The 22,758-nt window shown below is 66.3% G+C and carries 21 protein-coding genes; 18 read left to right on the top strand and 3 right to left on the bottom strand.

The features are described from left to right. Positions 1 to 58: 58 nt before the first annotated feature. A complete protein-coding gene (locus ACM1PE_RS17795) occupies positions 59 to 1,693 on the bottom strand; it encodes an NAD(P)-binding protein (RefSeq protein ID WP_419340617.1) in 1,635 nt (544 codons plus the stop codon). Beyond that, positions 1,693 to 3,204, bottom strand: a complete 1,512-nt coding sequence (locus ACM1PE_RS17790) for a polyamine aminopropyltransferase (protein ID WP_059372374.1) — start codon at positions 3,202 to 3,204, stop codon at positions 1,693 to 1,695. The genes ACM1PE_RS17795 and ACM1PE_RS17790 overlap by 1 nt, the downstream gene beginning before the upstream one ends. An 89-nt stretch (positions 3,205 to 3,293) precedes the next feature. Here ACM1PE_RS17790 and ACM1PE_RS17785 point away from each other — a divergent pair, with 89 nt between their 5' ends. From ACM1PE_RS17785 to ACM1PE_RS17750, 8 genes are all read left to right on the top strand, one after another. Then, on the top strand, positions 3,294 to 3,680 hold the full coding sequence (locus ACM1PE_RS17785) for a DUF350 domain-containing protein (RefSeq protein WP_054452914.1): 387 nt from the start codon (positions 3,294 to 3,296) through the stop codon (positions 3,678 to 3,680). Positions 3,681 to 3,721: 41 nt separating this feature from the next. Further along, a complete protein-coding gene (locus ACM1PE_RS17780) occupies positions 3,722 to 4,753 on the top strand; it encodes an SPFH domain-containing protein (protein ID WP_059372377.1) in 1,032 nt (343 codons plus the stop codon). A gap of 6 nt (positions 4,754 to 4,759) precedes the next feature. Beyond that, entirely contained in the window at positions 4,760 to 6,229 is a 1,470-nt protein-coding gene (locus ACM1PE_RS17775) for a DUF4178 domain-containing protein (RefSeq protein WP_059372379.1), read from the top strand. A gap of 4 nt (positions 6,230 to 6,233) precedes the next feature. Next, on the top strand, positions 6,234 to 6,398 hold the full coding sequence (locus ACM1PE_RS17770) for a hypothetical protein (protein WP_165867829.1): 165 nt from the start codon (positions 6,234 to 6,236) through the stop codon (positions 6,396 to 6,398). Further along, complete coding sequence (gene speD, locus ACM1PE_RS17765) at positions 6,395 to 6,745, top strand: adenosylmethionine decarboxylase (RefSeq protein WP_059372381.1); 351 nt, start codon at positions 6,395 to 6,397, stop codon at positions 6,743 to 6,745. The genes ACM1PE_RS17770 and speD overlap by 4 nt, the downstream gene beginning before the upstream one ends. Before the next feature lie 119 nt (positions 6,746 to 6,864). Beyond that, complete coding sequence (modA, locus tag ACM1PE_RS17760; protein ID WP_118932523.1) at positions 6,865 to 7,623, top strand: molybdate ABC transporter substrate-binding protein; 759 nt, start codon at positions 6,865 to 6,867, stop codon at positions 7,621 to 7,623. Positions 7,624 to 7,646: 23 nt separating this feature from the next. Then, on the top strand, positions 7,647 to 8,333 hold the full coding sequence (modB, locus tag ACM1PE_RS17755) for a molybdate ABC transporter permease subunit (RefSeq protein WP_059372387.1): 687 nt from the start codon (positions 7,647 to 7,649) through the stop codon (positions 8,331 to 8,333). Beyond that, the gene (locus ACM1PE_RS17750; RefSeq protein WP_419340616.1) at positions 8,330 to 9,016 is read left to right on the top strand and encodes an ATP-binding cassette domain-containing protein; all 687 of its coding nucleotides are present in this window, start codon (positions 8,330 to 8,332) and stop codon (positions 9,014 to 9,016) included. The genes modB and ACM1PE_RS17750 overlap by 4 nt, the downstream gene beginning before the upstream one ends. Positions 9,017 to 9,021: 5 nt before the next feature. Here the strand turns inward: ACM1PE_RS17750 and ACM1PE_RS17745 are convergent, their stop codons facing one another. After that, the gene (locus ACM1PE_RS17745) at positions 9,022 to 9,816 is read right to left on the bottom strand and encodes a TOBE domain-containing protein (protein ID WP_419340615.1); all 795 of its coding nucleotides are present in this window, start codon (positions 9,814 to 9,816) and stop codon (positions 9,022 to 9,024) included. Between the two features lie 158 nt (positions 9,817 to 9,974). On the opposite strand from ACM1PE_RS17745, the gene ACM1PE_RS17740 reads away from it, so the two are divergent. The 10 genes from ACM1PE_RS17740 (at position 9,975) to uvrC (ending at position 22,697) form a co-directional block, all read left to right on the top strand. Continuing rightward, positions 9,975 to 10,565: a DUF4136 domain-containing protein gene (locus ACM1PE_RS17740; RefSeq protein WP_059372399.1), complete on the top strand. Its 591-nt coding sequence runs from the start codon at positions 9,975 to 9,977 to the stop codon at positions 10,563 to 10,565. A 33-nt stretch (positions 10,566 to 10,598) separates the two neighbouring features. After that, positions 10,599 to 11,792: a patatin-like phospholipase family protein gene (locus tag ACM1PE_RS17735; protein WP_059372402.1), complete on the top strand. Its 1,194-nt coding sequence runs from the start codon at positions 10,599 to 10,601 to the stop codon at positions 11,790 to 11,792. A 189-nt stretch (positions 11,793 to 11,981) separates the two neighbouring features. Further along, positions 11,982 to 12,347, top strand: a complete 366-nt coding sequence (locus ACM1PE_RS17730; protein ID WP_059372404.1) for a helix-turn-helix domain-containing protein — start codon at positions 11,982 to 11,984, stop codon at positions 12,345 to 12,347. A gap of 185 nt (positions 12,348 to 12,532) precedes the next feature. After that, complete coding sequence (locus tag ACM1PE_RS17725; protein WP_059372408.1) at positions 12,533 to 13,795, top strand: efflux RND transporter periplasmic adaptor subunit; 1,263 nt, start codon at positions 12,533 to 12,535, stop codon at positions 13,793 to 13,795. A gap of 62 nt (positions 13,796 to 13,857) precedes the next feature. Continuing rightward, the gene (locus tag ACM1PE_RS17720) at positions 13,858 to 17,091 is read left to right on the top strand and encodes a multidrug efflux RND transporter permease subunit (protein WP_419340614.1); all 3,234 of its coding nucleotides are present in this window, start codon (positions 13,858 to 13,860) and stop codon (positions 17,089 to 17,091) included. Continuing rightward, on the top strand, positions 17,088 to 18,575 hold the full coding sequence (locus ACM1PE_RS17715) for an efflux transporter outer membrane subunit (RefSeq protein ID WP_059372413.1): 1,488 nt from the start codon (positions 17,088 to 17,090) through the stop codon (positions 18,573 to 18,575). The genes ACM1PE_RS17720 and ACM1PE_RS17715 overlap by 4 nt, the downstream gene beginning before the upstream one ends. Further along, a complete protein-coding gene (gene pdxJ / locus ACM1PE_RS17710; RefSeq protein WP_059372417.1) occupies positions 18,572 to 19,312 on the top strand; it encodes a pyridoxine 5'-phosphate synthase in 741 nt (246 codons plus the stop codon). Before ACM1PE_RS17715 ends, pdxJ begins: the two co-directional genes overlap by 4 nt. Positions 19,313 to 19,360: 48 nt before the next feature. Further along, on the top strand, positions 19,361 to 19,792 hold the full coding sequence (gene acpS / locus ACM1PE_RS17705; protein WP_419340613.1) for a holo-ACP synthase: 432 nt from the start codon (positions 19,361 to 19,363) through the stop codon (positions 19,790 to 19,792). Between the two features lie 57 nt (positions 19,793 to 19,849). Further along, positions 19,850 to 20,908, top strand: a complete 1,059-nt coding sequence (nagZ, locus tag ACM1PE_RS17700) for a beta-N-acetylhexosaminidase (protein WP_059372421.1) — start codon at positions 19,850 to 19,852, stop codon at positions 20,906 to 20,908. After that, positions 20,871 to 22,697 (top strand): excinuclease ABC subunit UvrC, encoded by a 1,827-nt coding sequence (gene uvrC / locus ACM1PE_RS17695; RefSeq protein WP_419340612.1) that lies wholly within the window; start codon positions 20,871 to 20,873, stop codon positions 22,695 to 22,697. Before nagZ ends, uvrC begins: the two co-directional genes overlap by 38 nt. Positions 22,698 to 22,758: the final 61 nt, after the last annotated feature.

Here is a 22,758-nt window from a genome sequence, read left to right as displayed (position 1 = left end):
CCCGGCAAGCTCGCGGAATTGTATTGCAGGCGGCCGGAGAAAACGCGGCGCGCGAACTTCAGGCCTGCGGCGGCTTTTGGCCCATAATGCGCCCCGCGGCGGCCACGCCCCACCACGAGGCTTCCTCGAACACGGAATAGCCCGATAGGTCCGAGTGCGCGAACAGTATCGGACCGTCCACGTCGCGCAGCGCGGCCAGTCCCGGATTGGACAGGTAGCCGCACAGCGGCGAGGCCATGGCATGGCCGCGCACCGTGATTTCCAGCTGGCGCGCATGGCGCCAGAATTCCTTGCCGTAGGCCGCGACCAGGTCGGATGCGGCCTCGGCCCGCAGCTCTTCCGGGTTGGCCCGGGTCAGCCATTCGCGCGCGGCCTGGGGCGTCTGTCCGCCGAGCGCGTGATACGCCGTGAAGACGCAGCGCGGCGTGCGGGCCACGCGCAGCAACTGGTGCGTGGAGACGACATAGCCCAGCGCCTTACCTTGATAGACCACGTTGTCCCAGGACAGCGGTTCGCCCGGGGCTTCGGCCGGGTAGCCTTCCATGACGAAGTTCGACACCATCCAGGGCGCGTGCGGCGGCGCATGCACCGCCGGATCGTAGCCATAGGCGCGGATGTCGGGCAGGATGCGCTGGGCCACGAACAACGGCATCGCGCACACGGCTCGGCGCGCCTGCACCGTGTAGGCGTCGGAGGACGAGCCCAGGCAGGTGACCAGCGCACCGGCGGGCGTCTCCTGTACCCGGACCGCCGTGCCGGGGGCCAGCCAATCGGCATGGCCGAGCTTCTTGGTGATGGCGTCGCGCATGCGCTGCATCAGCGTCGACAGGCCGCCAGGCCAGGTCAGCACGGCGCCTTCGCCCGCATTTTCGGCATGGCCGTCGCGGCTGGCGAAGTAGTGCAGGCCGGCCCAGGCCGAGACCGCGTCGTATTGCGCGCCGTAGTCGTCGCGGCAGCAGTAGTTCAGGTACCAGTGCAGCGCGGGCGAGGTGTAGCCTTCGCGGTCCAGCCATTGCTTGAACGTGATCGCGTCCAGCGCGCGCCAGGCCGGATCCCGCGACGACAGCGTGAGCGGGATGCTGAAGACCTTGCGGCCGTCGCTGCCGGTCTGCGTGTGCAGGCGATTGATCAGCGCGAGGAATTTGCGGTGCTGCGCCAGGTCCGCTTCCGGCAGCCCGTTCATGGGCAGCAAGTTTTCTTCCCAATGGCCGCCGCGCAGCAGACGCTCCTGGGGCGAGTGCACCAGCGCGGTCTCGTCGTAGTAGGGACGGAGGGTACTTGCGCCGCGCTCGATGATGCCGAAGTCGGCCAGCATTTCGCGTATGTGCGTGGAGGCCATCGAGGGCAGGGGCAGGTAGTGCGCGCCCAAGGGGTAGTCCAGGCCCTCGCGCTGGCCGGCGGCCGCATTGCCGTCGAGTTCGGGACCCTGCAGCACCAGGAAATCCGTGTGCCCTTCGCGCGCCAGCTTCCAGGCGCAGGACAGGCCCGCCACGCCCGAACCCAGTATCACGACGTCGCGCTTGTGGTTGGCCGAGGGCTGCGGCCAGGCCGCCCCGTCGCGCAAGGCGTGGCCAGCCTGCATGCCCGGGTAATGGATTTCCGGCGTGGTCTCGACGATGCGCGAACGGTAGTACCCGGCGGTGCCGGCGACCGCGGCCGTGGCCGCGCCCAACAGGAAGCTGCGCCGCCGCATCAGCGGATGACCTTGCGCCAGTCCTCGTCGAAGTAGCGCACCAGCGATTGCTCGTTCAGACGGTTCGGAGGCATCGCCAGCGCGGGCATGTCGGCAGGGAAGTGGAACAGTTCGCGCGTCGTGACCGGGTCCAGGTAGCGCGTGGGCACGGTGATCGCGGCGGGCGGCTCGTAGTCGCGGCGCTTGCTGGCCAGAATGAAGCCCCAGTCGCCGAAGGACGGCACGTAGGTGTGGTACGGCCAGGTGTTCAGGCCGGCTTCCTTCAAGGTGGCGTCCACGCTCCAGAACGAGCGCGGCGCGAAGTAGGGCGAGGTGGACTGCACCACCATGTAGCCGTTCTCGGCCAGGTGGCGCGCCATCAGGTGATAGACCGGCACCGAGTACAGCCGGCCCAGGCCGAAGTTGGACGGATCCGGAAAATCCACCACGATGTAGTCATAGACCTCGGCATGGGTTTCCAGCCAGCGGCCGGCGTCGTCGTTGATGACCGTGACCCGCGGATCCTTCAACGACCCCTGGTTCAGCTTGACCAGCGGCTCGGAGCGGGAAAACAGGCCAGTCATGGCCGGATCCAGATCCACCAGCGTTACGTGTTCGATATTCTTGTATTTGAGGATTTCGCGCACCGCCAGGCCATCGCCGCCGCCCAGCACCAGCACGTTGCGCGCCCAGGGCAGGGCTTGCAGGCCGGGATGCACCAGCGCTTCGTGGTAGCGGTGCTCGTCGCGCGACGAAAACTGCAGGTTGCCGTTGATGTACAGGCGCAGGTCGTCGTGCCAGCGCGTGACCACCAGGCGCTGATACTGCGTGGTTTCCGCGTGCACCACGTCGTCGCCGTACAGGCCTTTCTCGGCCCAGGCCGTCATGCTGCCGGAATAGATGAAGCCCAGGCCCAGGAACCCGATCACCACGCTGGCGCGGATGGCCTTTTCGCTGGGGCGGGGGATCTCGGCGCGGAACAGCCAGGTGGTCCACAGCGCCACGCTGGCGTTCAGGATGCCGAACAGGAAGCTGGTGCGCAGCAACCCGAGCTTGGGCGCGAGCAACAGGGGAAACACCAGCGACACAGCCAGCGCGCCCAGGTAATCGAAGGTCAGCACGCGGCTGACGATTTCGCGGAATTCGGTCTTGCGCTGGTTGAACACCCGCATCACCAGCGGGATTTCCATGCCGACCATCAGGCCAATGAGGAACACGCCCACATACAGCGCCGCGCGAAAGGGGGCGGGCATCCATGAGAAGACCAGGAACAGCACCGCAGCGGAGACGCCGCCCAACAGCGCGACCAGCAGCTCCACATCGATGAAGCGATTCAAAACGTCTTCGTCTCTTACATATTTTGACAACCACGAGCCTATGCCCATGGCGAACAGATAACAGCCGATGACGGAAGAGAACTGCAGTATCGAATCCCCCAGCAAATAGCTGGCCAGCGCGCTGCTGATGAGCTCATAGCCCAAACCGCAGGAGGCGACGATCAATACCGAAAGGATGAGAACGCGGTCGCGCATGAGGTGTCCGACACGAAAAATGCGTTCGCAGTATATCGAACGCGCCGTATATACTGCGCGCAATTAGGAGGGTGGCAATGGGAGAAGCAATGCATCCGGTGGTGACCTATCTTATCTATATGGCGTCCGCGCTTGCCATGCTGGGTGTCTTCACCTTGGTCTACACGGCCGTCACGCGCTATAAGGAATTCGAGCTGATCCGCGAAGGCAATATCGCGGCCGCGCTGTCGTATGGCGGCGCGCTGGTGGGCTTCAGCTTCACCTTGTGCTCCAGCATCGCGATCCATGCCAGCTATGCCATGTTCCTGCTGTGGGGCCTGGTGGCCATGCTGGTGCAGCTGGTCGTGTACGTGGGCGTGTCCCAGACGGTGCGCGGCATGAACGAGGCCATCGAAGAAAACAACATCGCCATGGGCGGGCTGATCGGCTCGATTTCCATCGCCGCCGGCATCGTCAACGCCGCCAGCCTGACCTGACGCGGGCTCGCGCCGCACCTGATCTGACAGGAGAAAGACTCATGAGTCTCGGTTCATTCATCCGCAAGCAGTTCATCGACATCCTGCAATGGAACGAGGACCGCGACGGCGTGCTCGCCTGGCGTCATCCCATGCAGGATTTCGAAATCCAGTATGGCGCCAGCCTGACCGTGCGCGAATCGCAGATGGCGGTGTTCGTCAACGAAGGCAAGGTTGCCGACGTGTTCGGTCCCGGCATGTACAAGCTGACCACGCAGACGCTGCCGATCCTGACCTACCTGAAGAACTGGGACAAGCTGTTCGAGTCGCCCTTCAAGTCGGACGTGATCTTCTTCAGCACGCGCCTGCAGCTGGGCCGGCGCTGGGGCACGGCGCAGCCGGTGACCTTGCGCGACAGCGAATTCGGCATGGTGCGGCTGCGCGCCTTCGGCGTGTATTCCTATCAGATTTCCGATCCCGCCAAGTTCTACCGCGAGATCAGCGGCACGCGCGACGAGTACACCGTCGACGACCTGGAAGCGCAGCTGCGCAACATGGTGGTCGCGGCGATGACGACGGCGCTGGGCGGCTCCAAGGTGCCGTTCCTGGACATGGCCGGCAACCAGGGGCTGATGTCGCAAAGCATCGCTGAACAGCTGGCGCCGGTGTTCGACCGCTACGGCGTCAAGCTCGACAACTTCACGGTCGAGAACGTCTCGCTGCCGGAAGAACTGCAGAAGGCGCTGGACACGCGGATTTCCATGGGCATGGCCGGCGACCTGGGCAAGTTCACCCAGTACCAGACCGCCACGGCCATACCGATGGCCGCGCAGAACGAAGGCGGCATCGCCGGCATCGGCGCGGGCCTGGCGGCCGGCGCGGCGCTGGGCCAGACCATGGCGGCAGGATTGGCCGGCGCCCAGGGGCAGCCGCAGCAGGCCGCGCAGCAACCTGCCCAGCAGGCGCCCGCCGCCGCGGGCGCGGATCCGGCGCAGCGGTTGCAGCAGCTCAAGGATCTGCTGGACAAAGGCCTGATCACGGCCGCGGACTACGATTCGGCCAAGGCCGAAGTGCTGAAGAAACTCACCAGCTAAGGCTCCATGCAGCAGGTTCTGTGTCCGCAGTGCGGCGCCCCAGTCAAGTTCACGTCCGCGGCATCGGTCATGGCGGTCTGCGGCGCCTGCCGCAGCACCTTGCTGAAGGACGCCGAGTCGGTCAAACGCATCGGCGAGGCCGCCGAGGTCCTGGAGGACTACTCGCCCTTGTGCCTGGGGGCGGCCGGCACTCATGAAGGCAAGCGCTTCGACCTGATCGGCCGCATCCAGCTGCGCTACGAAGACGGCTTCTGGAACGAGTGGTATCTGTGGTTCGAGGACGGCTCGGACGGCTGGCTGTCGGACGCCTCGGGCCAGTACGCCGTGACCCGGCGGCGCAAGGTCAAGTCCACGCAGGGCATGCCGGCGTTCGACGATATCGCGCCCGGCGACGAACTGAAGCTGGACGGCCAGCGCTTCACCGCCGCCGACGTGCGCGCCTGCCAGGCGGGCGGCACGCAAGGCGAGCTGCCCTTCGTGCCGGGCGACGGCTGGTTGGCCAAGGTGGCCGATTACCGCAGCCTGGACGCGTTCCTGACGCTGGACTTTTCCGACGGACCCGAGCCCGAGCTGTACATCGGCAAGGCATTCGACCTGTCCGCCATGCAGGCGGCATCGCTGCGGACCAACGAGCAGGTCGAGGAAACCGCCGGCCGTTTCCGCGGTCAGATCAAGGCGCTGGACTGCCCCAACTGCGGCGGGCCCATAAGCTTCGTGGCCGCCATGGCCACGCAAGTGGTCTGCCCCTCGTGCGCGGCCACCGTTGATTGCTCGGGACCCACGGCCGAAGTCATCGAAAAGGCCCGCAAGGTCAAAGCCATCAAGACCACGTTGCCGCTGGGCGCGGTGGCCAAGATCGACGGCGCGTCCTACACGCTCATCGGCCTGATGAAGTGCGCCGATCCGGACCCCGAGGAGCCGTCCGACTGGATCGAGTACCTGCTGTTCAATCCCGCGAAGGGATTCATCTGGCTGGTGGAAACCGAAGAGGGCTGGGAGCGGGTGCAGGTATGCGATACCTGGCCCAGCCACAACAACGCCAGCAGCGTGCGCTGGCGCTCCAAGCTCTATCAGAAGCTGTATGACTACACCTCGCGCGTGGAACTGGCGTTGGGCGCGTTCAACTGGCGCGTCAAGGTGGGCGACAGCACCAAGATCACGGATTACAAGGCCGGCAACCTGAAGCTGACCCGCGAGCTGAGCGAATCCGAGCTGGGCTGGTCGGCCTCGGGGCCGGTGGCGCCGGCGCAGTTGGCGGAATGGTTTGGCGATCCTGAACTTGCCAAGCAGAAGGCCATGCCGCTCAGCGGCAAGCCCGGGGGCTATCGCAAGTTCGCCTGGACGGCCATGATCGTGCTGGCCTTCCTGAATATCGACACCATTTTCAGCGGGGGCATCATCCCGCTGCTGATCGGCGCGGCGTTTCTCTGGATCCCGGCGGCGCTGGCGGACAAACTGGCCGGCAAGGACGAATGACAGAATGGGCAAGCTTCTATACACCGTCTACGCCATCGTGGTGGTGATCTTCGCCACCGGGTTCAACACCCCGGGCGCGCGCATGTCCAGCGGCGGCGGCTCCAGCAGCAGCTGGGGCAGCAGTTCCTCGGGCGGCTCGGGCTGGTCCTCGGGCGGATCCCACAAGTGACCCCGCATGCCACACCCGGACGCCACGTGCTGGCCGATTTCCGCGGCGTGCCGGCGGATCGCCTGACCGACGCGCAAGCGCTGGAACGCGACCTGATCGCCGCGGCGCAGGCGGCGGGCGCGCGCGTGCTGAGCGCGCACTTCCATCATTTCGGCGCAGGCGCGGGCGTGACCGGCGTGGTCCTGCTGAGCGAATCCCACATCAGCATCCATACCTGGCCCGAACACGCGTTCGCGGCGCTGGACATCTTCATGTGCGGCGCGGCCCGGCCCGAGCTGGCGCTGGAGCACCTGCGGGCGCGGCTGGCGCCCGAGGCGGTGCACGCGACCACGGTGGCGCGCGGCTGAAGCCTGCGGCCGCCACTCCTTGATTTTGCTCAACCCTCCCTCGGGCGGCCAAATTGACGGGCGTTATATACCTATATATATTTCGTTACCGACTTAGCGAATTCCCCTGGGAGAAGAACATGTTCCGCAACCGTCCGATCGTGGCGCTGTCCTTGGCGCTGGCCGCCGCATGGAGCGCCAACGCCACCGCCGGCGACCTGGTGGTTTCGGCCGCCGCCAGCCTGACCAACGCCTTCAAGGAAGTCGCGCAAGGCTACGAAAAAGAGCATGCCGGCACCAAGGTCATCCTGAACTTCGGCGCGTCCGACGTGCTGCTGCAGCAGATCGTCAAGGGCGCCCCGGCCGACGTGTTCGCCTCGGCGGACCAGAAGGCCATGGATAAGGCGGTCGAGGAGAAGGCCGTCAAGCCGGCCTCGCGCGTGGACTTCGCCGCCAACCAGGTGGTGCTGATCGTGCCGGCCGACAGCAAGGCCAACATCACCGCGCTCAAGGACCTGACCCGCGACGACGTCAAGCGCATCGCCTACGGCAACCCGGCATCGGTGCCGGTGGGCCGCTACACCCAGGGCGCGCTGGAAGCGGCCGGCCTCTGGAAGGAAGTGCAGGCCAAGAGCGTGCTGGCCCAGAACGTGCGCCAGAGCCTGGACTACGTGGCGCGCGGCGAGGTCGACGCGGGCTTCGTGTTCGCGACCGACGCGGCCATCATGGCGGACAAGGTCAAGGTCGCGGTGCGCGTGCCTTCGCAGACGCCGGTGACCTATCCCATCGCCGTCACCACGCGTGAAACCGCCGCCAAGGAAGCCGAAAGCTTTGTTGCCTATGTGCTGTCTCCCGCAGGTCAGGCGATACTGTCGCGCTACGGCTTCCAGAAGCCCTGATACCTGTTGAATCGTAGGCATTGATGAGTGATCCGGTTTGGGTGCCGCTGCTGCTTTCCCTGAAAGTGGCGGGCTGGGCAACGCTGTTGGCGACCGTGGCGGGCACGGCCGCGGCTTATGGCCTGTCGCGCTGGCGCTGGCCGGGGCGCGACCTGCTGGACGCGCTGCTGACCTTGCCGCTGGTGTTGCCGCCCACGGTGCTGGGCTACTACCTGCTGGTGCTGCTGGGGCGCCGCGGCGTCATCGGCGAGACGCTGGCGGGCTGGGGCATCGAACTGGTCTTCACCTGGCAGGGCGCGGTGATCGCCGCTTCCGTGGTGGCCTTTCCGCTGGTGTTCAAGTCCGCCCGCGCCGCCTTCGAGAACGTCGACAGCCAGCTGGAAAGCGCGGCGCGCGTGCTGGGCGTGTGCGAGGCGGGGATCTTCTTCCGCGTCACCTTGCCGCTGGCCGCGCGCGGCATCGCCGCCGGCGTGCTGCTGGCCTTCGCGCGGGCGCTGGGCGAATTCGGCGCCACGCTGATGATTGCCGGCAACCTGCCGGGACGCACGCAGACCCTGTCGGTCGCCATCTACGAGGCGGTACAGGCGGGCGACGACGCCACGGCCAATATGCTGGTGCTGGTCACCTCGGTGACTTGCGTGGTGGTCCTGCTGCTGGCCGGCAAGCTGGTGCCCGTCAGCAGCGGCCGGCGCAATGGGAGCGCGCTATGAGCGTCAGCATCCAGGTGCGCAAGCAGATGGTGTCCGGCGAGCGGCGCTTCGCGCTGGACGTCGCATTCGATTCGTCAGCCAAGCGCATCGCGCTGTTCGGCCCCTCGGGCGCGGGCAAAAGCCTGACCCTGCGCGCGGTGGCGGGCCTGCTGCGCCCCGACTCGGGCCGCATCGAGATCAACGGCCGCGTGCTGTTCGACACCGACGCAGGCATCAACCTGCCCGCGCAATCGCGCCGCGTCGCCTATCTGTTCCAGGACTATGCCCTGTTTCCCCACCTGACCGTGGCGCAGAACATCGCTTTCGGGCTGCGCCGCGGCTGGCGCAACCCGCCCCGGCGCGGGGTCGGACCCGAGGCGCAGCGCTGGGTGGACGCGTTCGAGCTGGGTTCCATCGTGGGCAGCTATCCCAGCGAGATCTCCGGCGGCCAGAAGCAGCGGGTGGCGCTGGCGCGAGCCCTCATGCTGCGGCCCGACATCCTGCTGCTGGACGAGCCTTTTTCAGCGCTGGATTCGCAGCTGCGCGGCAAGATGCGGCTGGAACTCAACGCCTTGCAACGCCAGCTGGACGTGCCGATGCTGCTGATCACGCACGACCCGGCGGATGTGGACGCGCTGGCCGACGAAGTGTTCGAAGTGCGCGAGGGCAGGGTGCGGCGGCACGACGAGGACGTGGGCGTCTGAGCGGCTCAGTCCAGCACGCCCAGGATCACGCTGGAAGCCTTGAAGATCGCGACCGCGTCGGCGCCTGCGTCCAGGCCCAGGTCCTGCGCGCTTTCATTGGTGACGATGGCTGCCAGCGTCAGGCCGCCGTCCAGTCCGATCAGGATCTCGCTGTTGACGGCGCCCGGGCGCAGCGCCGTGATCTTGCCCGGCAGTTGATTGCGCGCCGACAGGCGCAGGCCGGGGCCGGGCGCGCCCACGATGACGGACGACGCCTTGACCAGCGCGATCGCTTCCTTGCCCGCGGCCAGTCCCAATTCCTGTGTGCTTTCGCGGGTGATGGTGGCCGTGATGGTCAGGCCGCCCGCGATGCGCAGCACGATTTCGTCGTTGACGGCGCCGGCGCGGATCTGGATGACGGTGCCTAGCAGTTTGTTGCGCGCGCTGGTCTTGAGCATGAATCGCCTCATGAGGTCGATGTCGCCGGCGGCGTTCACGCCGGCGCGGGTCAGGTTTTCCATGAACTTGCGGTGTTCGGCTTCCAGGGCGCGGAAGGTGCCGATCAGGCCGCGCGCGCGGTCCGTCAGGCGCGTGCCGCCGCCGCCCTTGCCGCCGGCGGCCCTGATCACCAAAGGCTCGCCCGCCAGGTTGTTCATGGCGTCGATGGCGTCCCATGCGCCCTTGTAGCTCATGCCCACGGCGCGCGCGGCGGCCGTGATCGAGCCGGTGGCGTCGATCTGCGCCAGCAGGTCTATGCGGTTTTTTCCGCCCCAGGTCTGGGCGCCGGAGCGAAACCAAATCGAGCCGTCGAGTTCCAACATCGTTATCGTGCCATGGTCAGGGTATGGGACAGCTGAAAGTGTAATGGACGGCCGCAGCCCTGGCGGGGCGAGACGAACGCGATGAGAATGAGATTCTGTTGAAATTTTGCAGGCTTGGCGGCACTATGTTCAGGCATCGGGCTCACGGAGAAAACGACATGAAAGCGTTCAAATTGCTGGCTGCGGGTTCCATGACGGCGTTGTTGGCGGCTTGCGCCACAGGCCCTGACGTCAAGAGCGATTACGATCATCAGGCGAATTTCGCGCAGTACCGAACCTTCGGGTACATGACGCCGCTGGGCACCGACAAGGCCGGCTACAGCACCCTGCTGACCGAGCGTCTGAAAAACGCCACGCGCGGCCAGATGGAAATGCGCGGCTACACCTATAGCGCCGCCAACCCCGACCTGCTGCTCAACTTCAGCGCCAAGCTGCAGCAGAAGGTGCAGGTCACTCCGGCCCCGCCGCCCATGGGTCCGTACTACGGCTATCGCACCGGCTTCTACGGCGGTTGGCCCGGCTACGGCTGGGGCGATGACGTCTACCAATATACTGAGGGCACCTTGAACATCGACCTCGTCGACGCGCGTCGCAGGCAGTTGGTGTGGGAAGGCGTGGCGGTGGGCGAGGTCCAGCCCGATGCCAGCGCGTCGCCCGAGAACACGGACAAGGTGGTTGCGCAGATTTTCTCCAAGTATCCGTTCCGCGCGGGCGTGGCTGCGCCGCAGTTGCCGGACAAAAGCAAGTAGGGCGGTCCGCCGGCCCTGCCCAGAGGAAGCCGTATGAGTACTCGCCGCAAGGCTCCGCAGCAAGACACCGGCGATACGCCGCCCTATGAAGTCGTGGCCCTGGTGCTGCAAGGCGGCGGGGCGCTGGGGGCCTACCAGGCCGGGGTGTACCAGGGGCTGCACGAAGCGGGTATACGGCCCAACTGGATTTCCGGCATTTCCATCGGGTCGATCAACGCGGCGATCATCGCGGGCTCTCCCGAGGACGAGCGTGTGGAGCGTCTGCGCGGTTTCTGGGAAACCATCTGTCGGCCGGCTGGTTTCGCCTCGGTTCCCTGGGGCGAGACGCTCGGCCCCATGTTCGAGGGCTTGCCGTTCGGCTTCGGTTCGCCCGTCATGAACGGGCATGTGTCCGCCTTCCAGGCCTTGTTCTCGGGCCAGCCGGGCTTCTTCAAGCCGCGTTTTCCGCCGCCTTACCTGGTGCACGGCAGGGGCGCGGCGTCCACCAGCTTCTATGACACCACGCCGCTGGCCGCGACCTTGCGGGAGTTCGTGGATTTCGACCTGCTTAACAGCGGGTCCGTGCGCGCCAGTTTCGGCGTGGTCAACGTGCGGACCGGCAACTTCGCCTATTTCGACAGCCTGAAGGACACGCTGCGGCCCGAGCACATCATGGCCTCGGGCGCCTTGCCGCCGGGCTTCCCTTCTGTCGAGATCGACGGTGAACACTATTGGGACGGCGGCGTCGTGTCCAACACGCCGTTGGCCCAGGTGCTGACGACGGACAGCATGCGGGACACGCTGGCGTTCCAGGTCGACCTGTGGCCCGCGCGCGGCGGCCTACCGACCAACCTGGAGGAAGTGGCCGAACGCCAGAAGGACATCCAGTACTCCAGCCGCACCCGCCTGGTCACGGACCAGTTGAGGCGCGTGCTCAAGCTGCGTCATGGCTTGCAGCGTCTGCTGGCGAAGCTGCCGGCCGCCGAGCGCAACGCGGCGGAGTTCGCCGACATCCGCAAGCTGTCCCATACGCCGGCCACCAACATCATCAACCTCATCTACGAGTCCAAGCACCGGGAGCGTTACTCCAAGGACTACGAGTTCGGCACCGAGGCCATGCGCGAGCACTGGGAGTCGGGCCTGGCGGACATCCGCGCCACGCTCGCCAAGCCTGGCATCCTGGCCCGTCCGACCGAGGACAGTTGTTTCGTCACTCACGATATCCATCGCAACGGCACGCGCACCTGAACTGCCGGGCAGGGGGGCGTGGCATCTGGACGGATTTCGGGCAGATTTCTCAGCGGATTGGTCTGATAGATTTCTTGCAGCCACAACGCCCGCGGGTTCCAGCGGTAGTCTTTCGGGGCAAATTGCAACCTTGTTCCGGGAACCGGCCGCCACCCCGTGCTGCGCGGGCCGTCCTGGTGGAGATCCGTCGTGAATGCCCCCGCTCGCCTTGCACAGGTCGCGCCCGCCCGCGCGGCCGATACTCCCTACGCCACGGATGGTTGGTGGTCGCTGGCCTACCAGGGCTGGACACTGCTTACGCCCCATGGCGCCCGCATCGGCCTGACGGCCCTGGAACGCACCTGCCTGCTTTGCCTGGCGGGCAATCCCGCCAGGGAGTTGCGGCGCGATGCGTTCATGGCCCTGCGTAAACGCACCACCATGCGCACGCTGAATGTGGCGATCTGCCGCTTGCGCGGCAAGGTCCTGCTGGCCGGCGCCCGGCTGCCGCTGCATACGGTGCACGGCATGGGCTATGTGTTCCTGGGCAAGCTGCGAGAGCTTTCCGAGAGCTGATCTGTTGTATGGAATCCCCGTGGGTGTGGCATTTGAAGCATTAAAAATCAGTGATTTCCCCAACAACTGAGTTACATTATTGGGCTGATTACGCGCCGTGATGACGCATGCTTTTTGTTGTGACCGCGGTGTAAGTCGCGGTTAAATGCTGCGATTACGGTTTATTACGCTACGCGGGGGTTTCAATGCGGTTTTCGCCTAAACGTGTTTCCGGCCTGGCTTTTTCCGGTGGGCTCCTCGCACTGATATTGGCTGGGTGCGGCGAAAAGCCGCAAATGAATCCTGGCATGCCCCAGGTCAGCGTCATCACGATCCAGCCGCAGCGCGCGCCCATCGTATCTGAGCTGCCTGGCCGCGTCGATGCCGTCCGGGATGCGCAGATCCGTGCCCGGGTGACCGGCATCGTCCAGAAGATCGCCTTCGAACAAGGCGGGGACGTCAAGGAAAACCAGCTGCTCTTCAAGATCGATCCGGCGCCCTACAAGGCGGCCTACGATCAGGCGACGGCGCAACTCAAGCAGGCGCAGGCCAACCTGTTCAGCGCCAAGCTGCTGGCCGACCGCTACGCGCCGCTGGTCAAGGCCAACGCCGTCAGCAAGCAGGAATACGACAACGCCGTGGCTTCGTACCGCCAGGCCGACGCCGCTGTCGCCGCCGCCAAGGCGGCGCAGGACAACGCCGCGATCAACCTCGGCTACACCGACGTGACCTCGCCGATCACCGGCCGCATCGGCAAGCCGCTGGTCACCGAAGGCGCGCTGGTCGAGACCACCTCGGCCACGCAGATGGCCACGGTGCAGCAGCTGGATCCGATCTACGTCGACTTCACCCAGTCCACCGCGCAGCTCGCGTCCCTGCGCCGCGCCTTTGCCAGCGGCCAGCTGCAGCAGATCGGCAAGGATACGGCGCGCGCCACCATCGTGCTGGAAGACGGCTCTGAATACGGCCAGCCGGGCAAGCTGCTGTTCACCGGCATCACCGTGGATCCGACCACGGGCCAGGTGAACCTGCGCGCCGAAGTCCCCAACCCCGACGGCATCCTGTTGCCCGGCATGTACGTGCGCGTGCGCCTGGAGCAGGGCGTGGATGACAAGGCCCTGATGGTGCCGCAGCAGGCGCTGCAGCGTACCGCGGACGGCCTGCAGAGCCTGTTGCTGGTCAAGGACAACAAGATCGAGCAGATCCCGGTCACCACCGGGGGCGCCCTCAACAGCAACTGGATCGTCACCAGCGGCCTGAAGGCTGGCGACGTGGTCGTGGTGGAAGGATTCCAGAAGGTTCGCCCGGGCGCTCCGGTGCAGGCCAGCGAATGGAAGAACGGCACGCCCGCTCCGGGCGGCCAGGCTCCCGCGCAACCGGGCGCCAAGCCTGCGGAATCCGCCCCGCAGCCTGGCGCAAAACCGGCCGAGCCTGCGCAGCAGGACAAGGCCGCAGGCCAGAAATCTTAAGCGGCACGCGGCGCAGGCGCCGCGTTCCTCTTTGGTGAGCATCGCTTTCAGAGTCAGCCCACATGCCGCAATTTTTTATTGATAGACCGATTTTCGCTTGGGTAGTCGCCCTGTTCATCCTGCTGGCCGGGGTGCTGGCGATCCCGAACATGCCGATTTCGCAGTACCCGGACGTGGCGCCGCCCGCGATCACGATCACGGCTACCTATCCCGGCGCTTCGGCCAACGAAGTGGCCGAGCAGGTCACCAGTATCATCGAAGACCAGCTCAACGGCGCCAAGGGCCTGATCTACTACGAGTCGGTCAGCGATTCCTACGGCACTTCGACCATCACCGCGTCCTTCGCTCCGGGCACCAATCCGGACCTTGCGCAGGTGGACGTGCAGAACCGCGTGTCCAACGTGGTCGCGCAGCTGCCCACCGCCGTGCAGCAGCAGGGCCTGCAGTATGAGCAGACCAGTACCGGCTTCCTGATGGTGGCGGCGGTGTCCTCCACCGACGGTTCCCTGGACCAGACGGCGCTGGCCGACTACATCACCCGCAACATCAAGAACCCGGTTTCCCGCGTGCCCGGCGTGGGCCAGTTCCAGCTGTTCGCGGCGCCGCGCGCCATGCGCGTGTGGGTCGATCCCGCCAAGCTGGTCGGCTTCAACCTGAGCATGTCGCAGGTCAACCAGGCCATCGCCCAGCAGAACGTGGTGATTTCCGGCGGCAGCATCGGCGCGCCGCCCAACCCGGATTCGCAGCGCATCACCGCCACGGTCACGGCCAACGGCCAGCTGAGTACGGTGGAGGGCTTCGGCAAGATCGTCCTGCGCGCCAATACCGACGGCTCCCAGGTGCTGCTGCGCGACGTCGCCCGCATCGAAGTCGGCGCGGACAACTACCAGTTCGGCGCCCGCCTGAACGGCAAGCCGACGGCCGCATTCGCCATCGTGCTGTCGCCCAACGCCAACGCGCTGGCCACCGCCCAGGGCGTGCGCCAGCAGATGCAGGAACTGTCCAAGTACTTCCCGGGCAACATCACCTATTCCATTCCGTACGACACCGCGCCCTACGTGAAGGTGTCCATCGAGCAGGTGGTCCACACCCTGGCGGAAGCCATGGTGCTGGTGTTCCTGGTGATGTACCTGTTCCTGCAGAACGTCCGCTATACCCTGATACCGGCCCTGGTGGTGCCGGTGGCCATGCTGGGGGCGTTCGCGGTGATGCTGGCGCTGGGCTTCTCCATCAACGTGCTGACCATGTTCGCCATGGTGCTGGCCATCGGGATTCTGGTGGACGATGCCATCGTGGTGGTGGAGAACGTCGAGCGGATCATGTCCACAGAGGGATTGCCACCGAAAGAAGCCACCAAGAAAGCCATGCCGCAGATCAGCGGCGCCATCATCGGCATTACGCTGGTGCTGGTGACGGTGTTCCTGCCGCTGGCCTTCATGAGCGGTTCGGTGGGCGTGATCTATCGCCAGTTCTCGATCGCGATGGCCGTGTCGATCTTCTTCTCGGCGCTGCTGGCCCTGACCTTCACGCCGGCGCTGTGCGCCACCATCCTCAAACCGGTGCCCAAGGGCCACCACGAGGACAAGAAGGGCTTCTTCGGCTGGTTCAACCGCAAGTTCGACGCCACCACCCACAACTACCAGAACTGGGTGTCGCGCATCCTGCACAAGGGCGGCCGCATGATGCTGGCGTTCCTGCTGCTGGTCGTGCTGCTGGGCTGGCTGTACCTGCGCCTGCCTTCGTCCTTCCTGCCCGAGGAAGACCAGGGCTACGTGGTCAGCAACATCGAGCTGCCCACCGGCGCCACGGCCAACCGCACGGTCGAGGTCATCGAGCAGGTCGAGAAGTACTTCTCGGACGTGCCCGCGGTCGAGAACATCATCGCGGTGCAGGGCTACAGCTTCAACGGCAACGGCCTGAACGCCGCTATCGCCTTCGTCACGCTGAAAGACTTCAGCGAGCGCAAGTCGCGCCAGGACTCGGCGGGCGCCATTGCCTTCCATGCCTTCGAAAAGCAGTTGATGGGCATCCATGACGCGCAGGTGTTCACCTTGGTGCCGCCCGCCATTTCGTCCCTGGGCAACGCCACCGGCTTCGACTTCCGCCTGCAGGATCGCGGCGCGGCGGGTTCGGCCGCCCTGGCCTCGGCCACCGGCGAACTCATGGGCCTGGTCATGAAGAGCCCCGTGCTGTCGCAGGTGCGCATCACCGGCCTCGGACCGGGCGCGCAGCTCAGCCTGACCATCGACCGCGACAAGGCGGCCGCGCTGGGCGTGGACTTCAACGAGGCCGCCTCGCTGATTTCCACCGCGGTCGGCTCCGCCTACCTGAGCAAGTTCCCCAACCTGGGCCGGATGCAGAACATCTGGGTGCAGGCCGACGCGCCGTACCGCATGCAGCTCAATGACGTGCTGCAGCTGAATGCGCGCAACAGCCAGGGTGGCATGGTGCCGCTGTCCACCTTCGTCAGGGCCGAATGGAAGCAGGGCCCGGTGCAGGTGGTGCGCTACAACAGTTACGAGTCCATGCGCATCAGCGGCAACGCCGCCCCTGGCTACACCACGGGCGAGGCGATGGCCGAGATGGAACGCCTGGTGGGCCAGTTGCCACAGGGCTTCGGCTACGAGTGGAACGGCCTTTCCTATCAGGAGCGCCAGGCTGGCAACCAGGCTCCGATCCTGATGGGCCTGTCGCTGCTGGTGGTGTTCCTGGTGCTGGCCGCCCTGTATGAAAGCTGGGCCATCCCGATTTCGGTGATGCTGGTGGTGCCGCTGGGCATGCTGGGCGCGGTGGCGCTGATCAGCGCGCTGGGCATGTCCAACGACGTGTACTTCCAGGTGGGCATGGTGACCGTGATCGGCTTGGCGGCCAAGAACGCCATTCTTATCGTGGAATTCGCCAAGGACCAGTACGCCCGCGGCATGGGGCTGTACGAGTCCGCGGTGGAAGCCGCGAGGCTGCGGTTCCGTCCCATCCTGATGACCTCGCTGGCCTTCATCCTGGGCGTGGTGCCCCTGGCCATGGCGACCGGCGCTGGCGCCGCCAGCCAGCGCGCCGTGGGTCTGGGCGTGCTGGGCGGCATGTTGGCCGCCACGCCGTTCGCGGTGATTTTCGTGCCGACGTTCTTCGTGGTGGTGCTGGGCCTGTTCAAGACCCGTCCGCGCCTGCTGGGCGCCGAACTGCGCGCCTTCGAAGAAGAGCAGGCGGCCAAGAAGGCTGCCGCCGGGCAGGCTGCGTCGGACGCGCCCGCGCAACATCCCGCACAACCCAACGGTGGCCAGGAGGGCAAGGAATGAAAGCCCTGAAGTTCAAACAGACCGCCTTGTCCGCTTTCGTGGCGGTGGCGTTGGCCGGCTGCTCGCTGGCGCCTGATTACAAGCGCCCCGATGCGCCGGTTTCCGGCACGTGGCCCGACCAGCCCAAGGTGCAATACGGCGGCTACGCCAAGCCCACCTCGCTGGGCACCCAGCCGTCCACCGCTGTCATGCCGCAGGACGGCACGCCGGCGGCCAATCTGGGCTGGCGCGAGTTCTTCCGTGATCCGCGCCTGCAAAGCCTGATCGAGCTGGCGCTGGTCAACAACCGCGACCTGCGCGTGGCGGTGCAGCGGGTGGAAGAGGCCCGCGCCCAGTACGGCGTCCAGCGCGGCGCGCAATGGCCCAGCATCGGCGCCGGCATCCAGGGCCAGCGCCAGCATTTGCCGCAGAACATGCGGGCGCAAGGTGCTGGCTCCATCAGCAGTTCCTACCAGGCGGGCATCGGCCTGACCACCTTCGAGATCGACCTGTTCGGCCGCCTGCGCAATCTGTCCGAAGCGGCGTACCAGCAGTACCTGTCGACGGAGCAGGCGCAGAAGAGCGTGCACATCACGCTGGTGGGTTCGGTTGCGCAGTCATATTTCAACCTGCGCGCGGCCGAGGTCCAGCTGGACCTGACCAAGCGCACCCTGGCCTCGCGCCAGGAATCCTACGACCTGGTCAAGCGCCGTTTCGACGGCGGCGTGGCTTCGGAGCTGGATCTGAACCAGGCCAAGACGCTGCTGGATACGGCCTCGTCCGACCTGGCGCAACTGGCCCGCGCCCAGGCCCAGGCCATGAACGCCCTGGTGCTGCTGGTCGGCGCGCCCTTGCCGCCGGACCTGCCGGCGCCGGCCGTGTTCGGCCGCGACCAGCTGCTGGCGACGGTGCCCGCAGGCCTGCCGTCCGATCTGCTGGAGCGCCGTCCGGACATCATGGCCGCGGAGAACCAGCTGCTGTCCGCCAACGCCAATATCGGCGCGGCGCGCGCGGCGTTCTTCCCGACCATCTCGCTGACCGGCCTGCTGGGCGTGGCCAGCCCCTCGTTGGGCGACCTGTTCAAGGGCGGCCAGGGCTATTGGAGCTTCTCGCCGTCGATCACCACGCCGCTGTTCGCCGGCGGCAGTATCCGCGAAGGGCTGAACCTGGCCAAGGCGCGCGACAATATCGCCGTGGCGCAATACGAACAGTCCATCCAGCAGGCGTTCCGCGAAGTGTCGGACGCGCTGGCGGGCGAAGCCACCTACGGGGCGCAACTGGATGCCCAGCGCGCCTTGCAGGATGCGTCCGGCCGCACGCTGGAACTGTCGAATCTGCGCTATACCAATGGTATCGACAGCTACCTGCAGGTGCAGACCGCGCAGGTGGACTTTTTCAATGCCCAGCTCGCGCTGGTCCAGACTGGACTGGCTGCGCTGATCAACCGCGTGGAGCTCTACAAGGCCCTGGGCGGCGGCTGGGAAGAAACAACGAAAGTGCAATGATAGAACTTGGTGTAAACATCGATCACGTTGCCACGCTGCGGCAACAACGCCACACGACCTATCCGGACCCGGTGCTCGCCGCGTTGCGCGCGGAGGACGCCGGCGCCGACCTGATCACGCTGCATCTGCGCGAAGACCGGCGCCATATCCAGGACAAGGACGTCTATGCCATGCGTCCGCAACTGCGCACGCGCATGAACCTGGAATGCGCGGTGACGGCGGAAATGCTGGAGATCGCCTGCGCGGTCAAGCCGAATGACGTCTGCCTGGTGCCTGAAAAGCGCACCGAACTCACGACCGAAGGCGGCCTGGAAGTCGCTGGCGCCATGGGCCCCGTATCGGATGCGGTGGGCCTGCTGGCCGAGGCTGGCATCCGCGTGTCGCTTTTCATCGATCCGGATCCGGTGCAGATCGCGGCTGCGGCCAAGGCCGGCGCGCCGGTGATCGAATTGCATACCGGCGCCTACGCCGAAGCTGAAGGCGAGGCCGCCGAGGCCGAACTGCAGCGCCTGCGCCTGGCCGTGACCGAAGGGCTGCGCCACGGCTTGCGCGTGAACGCAGGCCATGGCCTGCACTACGGCAACGTCAAGCCGGTGGCCGCGCTGGAAGGCATTTCCGAACTCAACATCGGCCACGCCATCGTGGCGCAGGCGGTGTTCGACGGCTGGGAAAAGGCGGTGCGCGACATGAAGGCGCTGATGGTGCAGGCTCGCCTGCAAGCGCTGCGCGGGCTGTGACCGCGGACCCGATGCGTCCTGCCTGCCGCCGGACGCGCGCTCACAACCATGTCTGACGCTTCCCGCCCCGTCGCGCCCGCGGGCGCCATTGCCGGCATCGGCATGGACCTGCTGCGCATCGACCGCATCGAGCGCGCGCTGGCGCGCCACGGCGACCGTTTCGCGGAAAAGATCCTGGGCGTCGAAGAATTGCAGAAGTTCCACGCGCGCCGCGCCCGCGACCCGGTGCGCGGCCTGCGTTTCCTGGCCACGCGGTTTGCGGCCAAGGAGGCGTTTTCCAAGGCCATCGGCCTGGGCATGCGCATGCCCATGACGTGGCGGCGCGTGCAGACGCTGAATGCGTCCGGCGGGCGTCCCGTGCTGGTGATCGCGCCCGAACTGCTGTCATGGTATGAGCAGCGTTTCGGCGCGGCCCACGTTTCCATTACCGACGAATCCGACATGGCCGCCGCTTACGTGGTGGTCGAATGCAAGCCCTGACCCGCGGACCCGTGTCCGCCGCCGGCTTGCCAGACTTAGACAGAAGGACAGCCTGACATGGCCAAGAAGAAATCCAGGGCGGTCCTGCCGCCCGGCCCCGTGATGGTCGATGTGGCGGGATACTCGCTGACGAAAGCGGAGAAGAAGCGTCTGCGCCACCCGCTGGTGGGCGGCGTGATTCTGTTTGCGCGCAACTTCGAAAGCCGCAAGCAACTGACCGAACTGACGCGCCAGATCCACAAGGCCCGCAAGGAACCCCTGCTGATCCTGGTGGACCATGAGGGCGGCCGCGTGCAGCGTTTCCGCGAAGACGGCTTCACGGCGCTGCCCGCCATGCGCGACCTGGGCGTGCTGTGGGACCGCGATCCGCTGCAGGCCATGCGCCTCGCGACCGAAGCCGGCTACGTGCTGGCCGCCGAGTTGCGCGCCTGCGGCGTGGACATGAGCTTCACCCCGGTGCTGGACCTGGACTATGGCGTCAGCAAGGTGATCGGCACCCGCGCCTTCCACCAGGACCCGCGCGTGGTCACGATGCTGTCGCGCGCGCTGATCCAGGGCCTGCAGCTGGCGGGCATGTCGGCTTGCGGCAAGCATTTCCCCGGCCATGGTTTCGTGGAAGCGGATTCGCACCACGAGATCCCGGTGGACCCGCGTCCCTTGGACAAGATCCTGAAGGACGACGCCGCGCCGTACGCGTGGCTGGGCGACGCGGTGCTGCCGTCGGTGATGCCCGCGCATGTGATCTATCCCAAGGTCGACAAGCACCCGGCCGGCTTCTCCAAGCGCTGGGTGCAGGACATCCTGCGCACCCGCCTGGGCTACGATGGAGTGGTGTTCTCGGACGACCTGACCATGGAAGGCGCCTCGGTCGCAGGCGACATCCTGGACCGTGCCAACGCGGCTCTGGGCGCCGGCTGCGACATGGTGCTGGTGTGCAACCGGCCGGACCTGGCGGACGAATTGCTCGAACGCCTGAAGTTCGAGCACGCGCCCGAGTCCGTCGAGCGCATCCGCCGCCTGATGCCGCGCTTTGACGCGCCGGACTGGGATACCTTGCAGGCCGAAAGCCGTTATCAGAATGCCCGACGACTTCAATCTCAAATCGTTCCTGGCTGACCTGCCGCATCTGCCGGGCGTTTACCGGCATCTGGATGCGGCCGGCGAGGTCATGTATGTCGGCAAGGCGCGCGATCTGAAAAAGCGCGTCTCGTCGTATTTCCAGAAGAACCTGGCCAGTCCCCGCATTGCCCAGATGGTGGCGAAGGTGGCGCGGCTGGAGGTGACGGTGACGCGCTCCGAAGCGGAAGCGCTGATCCTCGAAAACAACCTCATCAAGACGCTGAAGCCGCGCTACAACATCCTGTTCCGCGACGACAAGTCTTATCCCTACCTGCTGATCACCGGCCATGACTGGCCGCGCATCGCCTATTACCGCGGCGCCACCAACAAGCGCGGGCAGTACTTCGGGCCGTTCCCCAACGCCTGGGCCGTGCGCGAGACCATCCAGATCCTGCAGAAGGTATTCCGCCTGCGGACCTGTGAGGACTCGGTTTTCGCCAACCGTTCGCGGCCCTGTCTGCTGCATCAGATCGGGCGCTGTTCGGCGCCCTGCGTCGGCGCGATCGAGGCCGCCGACTACGAGCGCGACGTACAGCGCGCCGTGCGCTTCCTCAACGGGGAAGCCAAGGACGTGATGGGTGAAATCGAAAGCCGGATGCAGCAGGCAGCCGGCGAACTGCGCTTCGAGGAAGCGGCGGCGCTGCGCGATCAGATGGGGTCGCTGGCGCGCGTGCTGCACCAGCAGACCATGGAGAACGTCAGCGGCGAGGACACCGACATCATCGCGGTGGCGAGCGCGGGCGGCAAGGTCTGCGTCAATCTGGCCATGGTGCGGGGCGGCCGCCATCTGGGCGACAAGCCGTTCTTTCCCACGCACGCCGAAGGCGAAGCCGCGCCGCAGGTGCTGGAGGCTTTCGTCGCCCAGCACTACACCGACAATGCCATGCCGCCGGTGCTGGTCTGTTCGCACGCCTTGCCGGATCCCGACCTGATCGGCCTGCTGGTCGAGCAGGCTGGCGGCCGGCCTTCGCGCGTGTTGACACGCCCGCAAGGCGCGCGCCGCGCCTGGCTGGAGCAGGCGGGCAAAAACGCCGAGATGGCCCTGGCTCGCGCCTTGACCGAATCCGGCGCCCGCGCCGCCCGCACCTTGGCGCTGGCCGAAGCGCTGGACCTGGACACGGACGAAGCGGCGCTCGACGCGTTGCGCATCGAATGCTTCGACATCAGCCACACGGCCGGCGAAGCAACCCAGGCGTCCTGCGTGGTGTTCGAACACCACGACATGCAGCCGTCGCTTTACCGCCGCTACAACATCGCCGGCATCACGCCGGGCGACGATTACGCCGCGATGCGCCAGGTGCTGAGCCGCCGCTTCGCCAAGGTGGCGGACGGCGAGGCGCCCATGCCAGGCCTGGTGCTGATCGACGGCGGCAAGGGCCAGGTGGAAGTCGCCCGCCAGGTGTTCGTGGAACTGGGCCTGGATATCCAGACATTGGTAGGCGTAGCCAAGGGGGAAGGGCGCAAGGTCGGCCTGGAAACCCTGGTGTTCGCCGATGCCCGCCCGCCGGTGGCGCTGGGCGGCGAATCCGCCGCGCTGATGCTGATCGCGCAGGTGCGCGACGAAGCCCACCGCTTCGCCATCACCGGCATGCGCGCCCGCCGCGCCAAGGCCCGCAACGTCTCTCGCCTGGAAGAAATAGAAGGCATCGGCGCCCGCCGCCGCCAACGCCTGCTGGCCCGCTTCGGCGGCTTCTCCGGCGTGGCCTCGGCCAGCATCGAAGACCTGGCCTCGGTCGACGGCATCTCCCAAGACCTGGCGATCCGCATCTATGAAGCCTTGCGGTAGCCGCCATGCATAAATGCCGGCGGTTACTCACCCTCTGTTCGGTTGCAGACGCAGCAACCGG

This window comes from Achromobacter sp. PD1 (genome assembly GCF_048541815.1).
GTDB classification, from domain to species: domain Bacteria; phylum Pseudomonadota; class Gammaproteobacteria; order Burkholderiales; family Burkholderiaceae_B; genus Achromobacter; species Achromobacter bronchisepticus_A.
This window is presented reverse-complemented; position numbering and strand designations above follow the sequence as displayed.

Coding starts and splice junctions, on each gene's coding strand:
- modB (WP_059372387.1), top strand. CDS start 7,647: ATGAGTGATCCGGTTTGGGTGCCGCTGCTGCTTTCCCTGAAAGTGGCG.
- ACM1PE_RS17795 (WP_419340617.1), bottom strand. CDS start 1,693: ATGCGGCGGCGCAGCTTCCTGTTGGGCGCGGCCACGGCCGCGGTCGCC.
- ACM1PE_RS17725 (WP_059372408.1), top strand. CDS start 12,533: ATGCGGTTTTCGCCTAAACGTGTTTCCGGCCTGGCTTTTTCCGGTGGG.
- ACM1PE_RS17770 (WP_165867829.1), top strand. CDS start 6,234: ATGGGCAAGCTTCTATACACCGTCTACGCCATCGTGGTGGTGATCTTC.
- ACM1PE_RS17790 (WP_059372374.1), bottom strand. CDS start 3,204: ATGCGCGACCGCGTTCTCATCCTTTCGGTATTGATCGTCGCCTCCTGC.
- ACM1PE_RS17735 (WP_059372402.1), top strand. CDS start 10,599: ATGAGTACTCGCCGCAAGGCTCCGCAGCAAGACACCGGCGATACGCCG.
- ACM1PE_RS17720 (WP_419340614.1), top strand. CDS start 13,858: ATGCCGCAATTTTTTATTGATAGACCGATTTTCGCTTGGGTAGTCGCC.
- pdxJ (WP_059372417.1), top strand. CDS start 18,572: ATGATAGAACTTGGTGTAAACATCGATCACGTTGCCACGCTGCGGCAA.
- ACM1PE_RS17715 (WP_059372413.1), top strand. CDS start 17,088: ATGAAAGCCCTGAAGTTCAAACAGACCGCCTTGTCCGCTTTCGTGGCG.
- ACM1PE_RS17740 (WP_059372399.1), top strand. CDS start 9,975: ATGAAAGCGTTCAAATTGCTGGCTGCGGGTTCCATGACGGCGTTGTTG.
- ACM1PE_RS17750 (WP_419340616.1), top strand. CDS start 8,330: ATGAGCGTCAGCATCCAGGTGCGCAAGCAGATGGTGTCCGGCGAGCGG.
- ACM1PE_RS17785 (WP_054452914.1), top strand. CDS start 3,294: ATGCATCCGGTGGTGACCTATCTTATCTATATGGCGTCCGCGCTTGCC.
- ACM1PE_RS17780 (WP_059372377.1), top strand. CDS start 3,722: ATGAGTCTCGGTTCATTCATCCGCAAGCAGTTCATCGACATCCTGCAA.
- ACM1PE_RS17745 (WP_419340615.1), bottom strand. CDS start 9,816: ATGTTGGAACTCGACGGCTCGATTTGGTTTCGCTCCGGCGCCCAGACC.
- nagZ (WP_059372421.1), top strand. CDS start 19,850: ATGGCCAAGAAGAAATCCAGGGCGGTCCTGCCGCCCGGCCCCGTGATG.
- ACM1PE_RS17775 (WP_059372379.1), top strand. CDS start 4,760: ATGCAGCAGGTTCTGTGTCCGCAGTGCGGCGCCCCAGTCAAGTTCACG.
- acpS (WP_419340613.1), top strand. CDS start 19,361: ATGTCTGACGCTTCCCGCCCCGTCGCGCCCGCGGGCGCCATTGCCGGC.
- uvrC (WP_419340612.1), top strand. CDS start 20,871: ATGCCCGACGACTTCAATCTCAAATCGTTCCTGGCTGACCTGCCGCAT.
- modA (WP_118932523.1), top strand. CDS start 6,865: ATGTTCCGCAACCGTCCGATCGTGGCGCTGTCCTTGGCGCTGGCCGCC.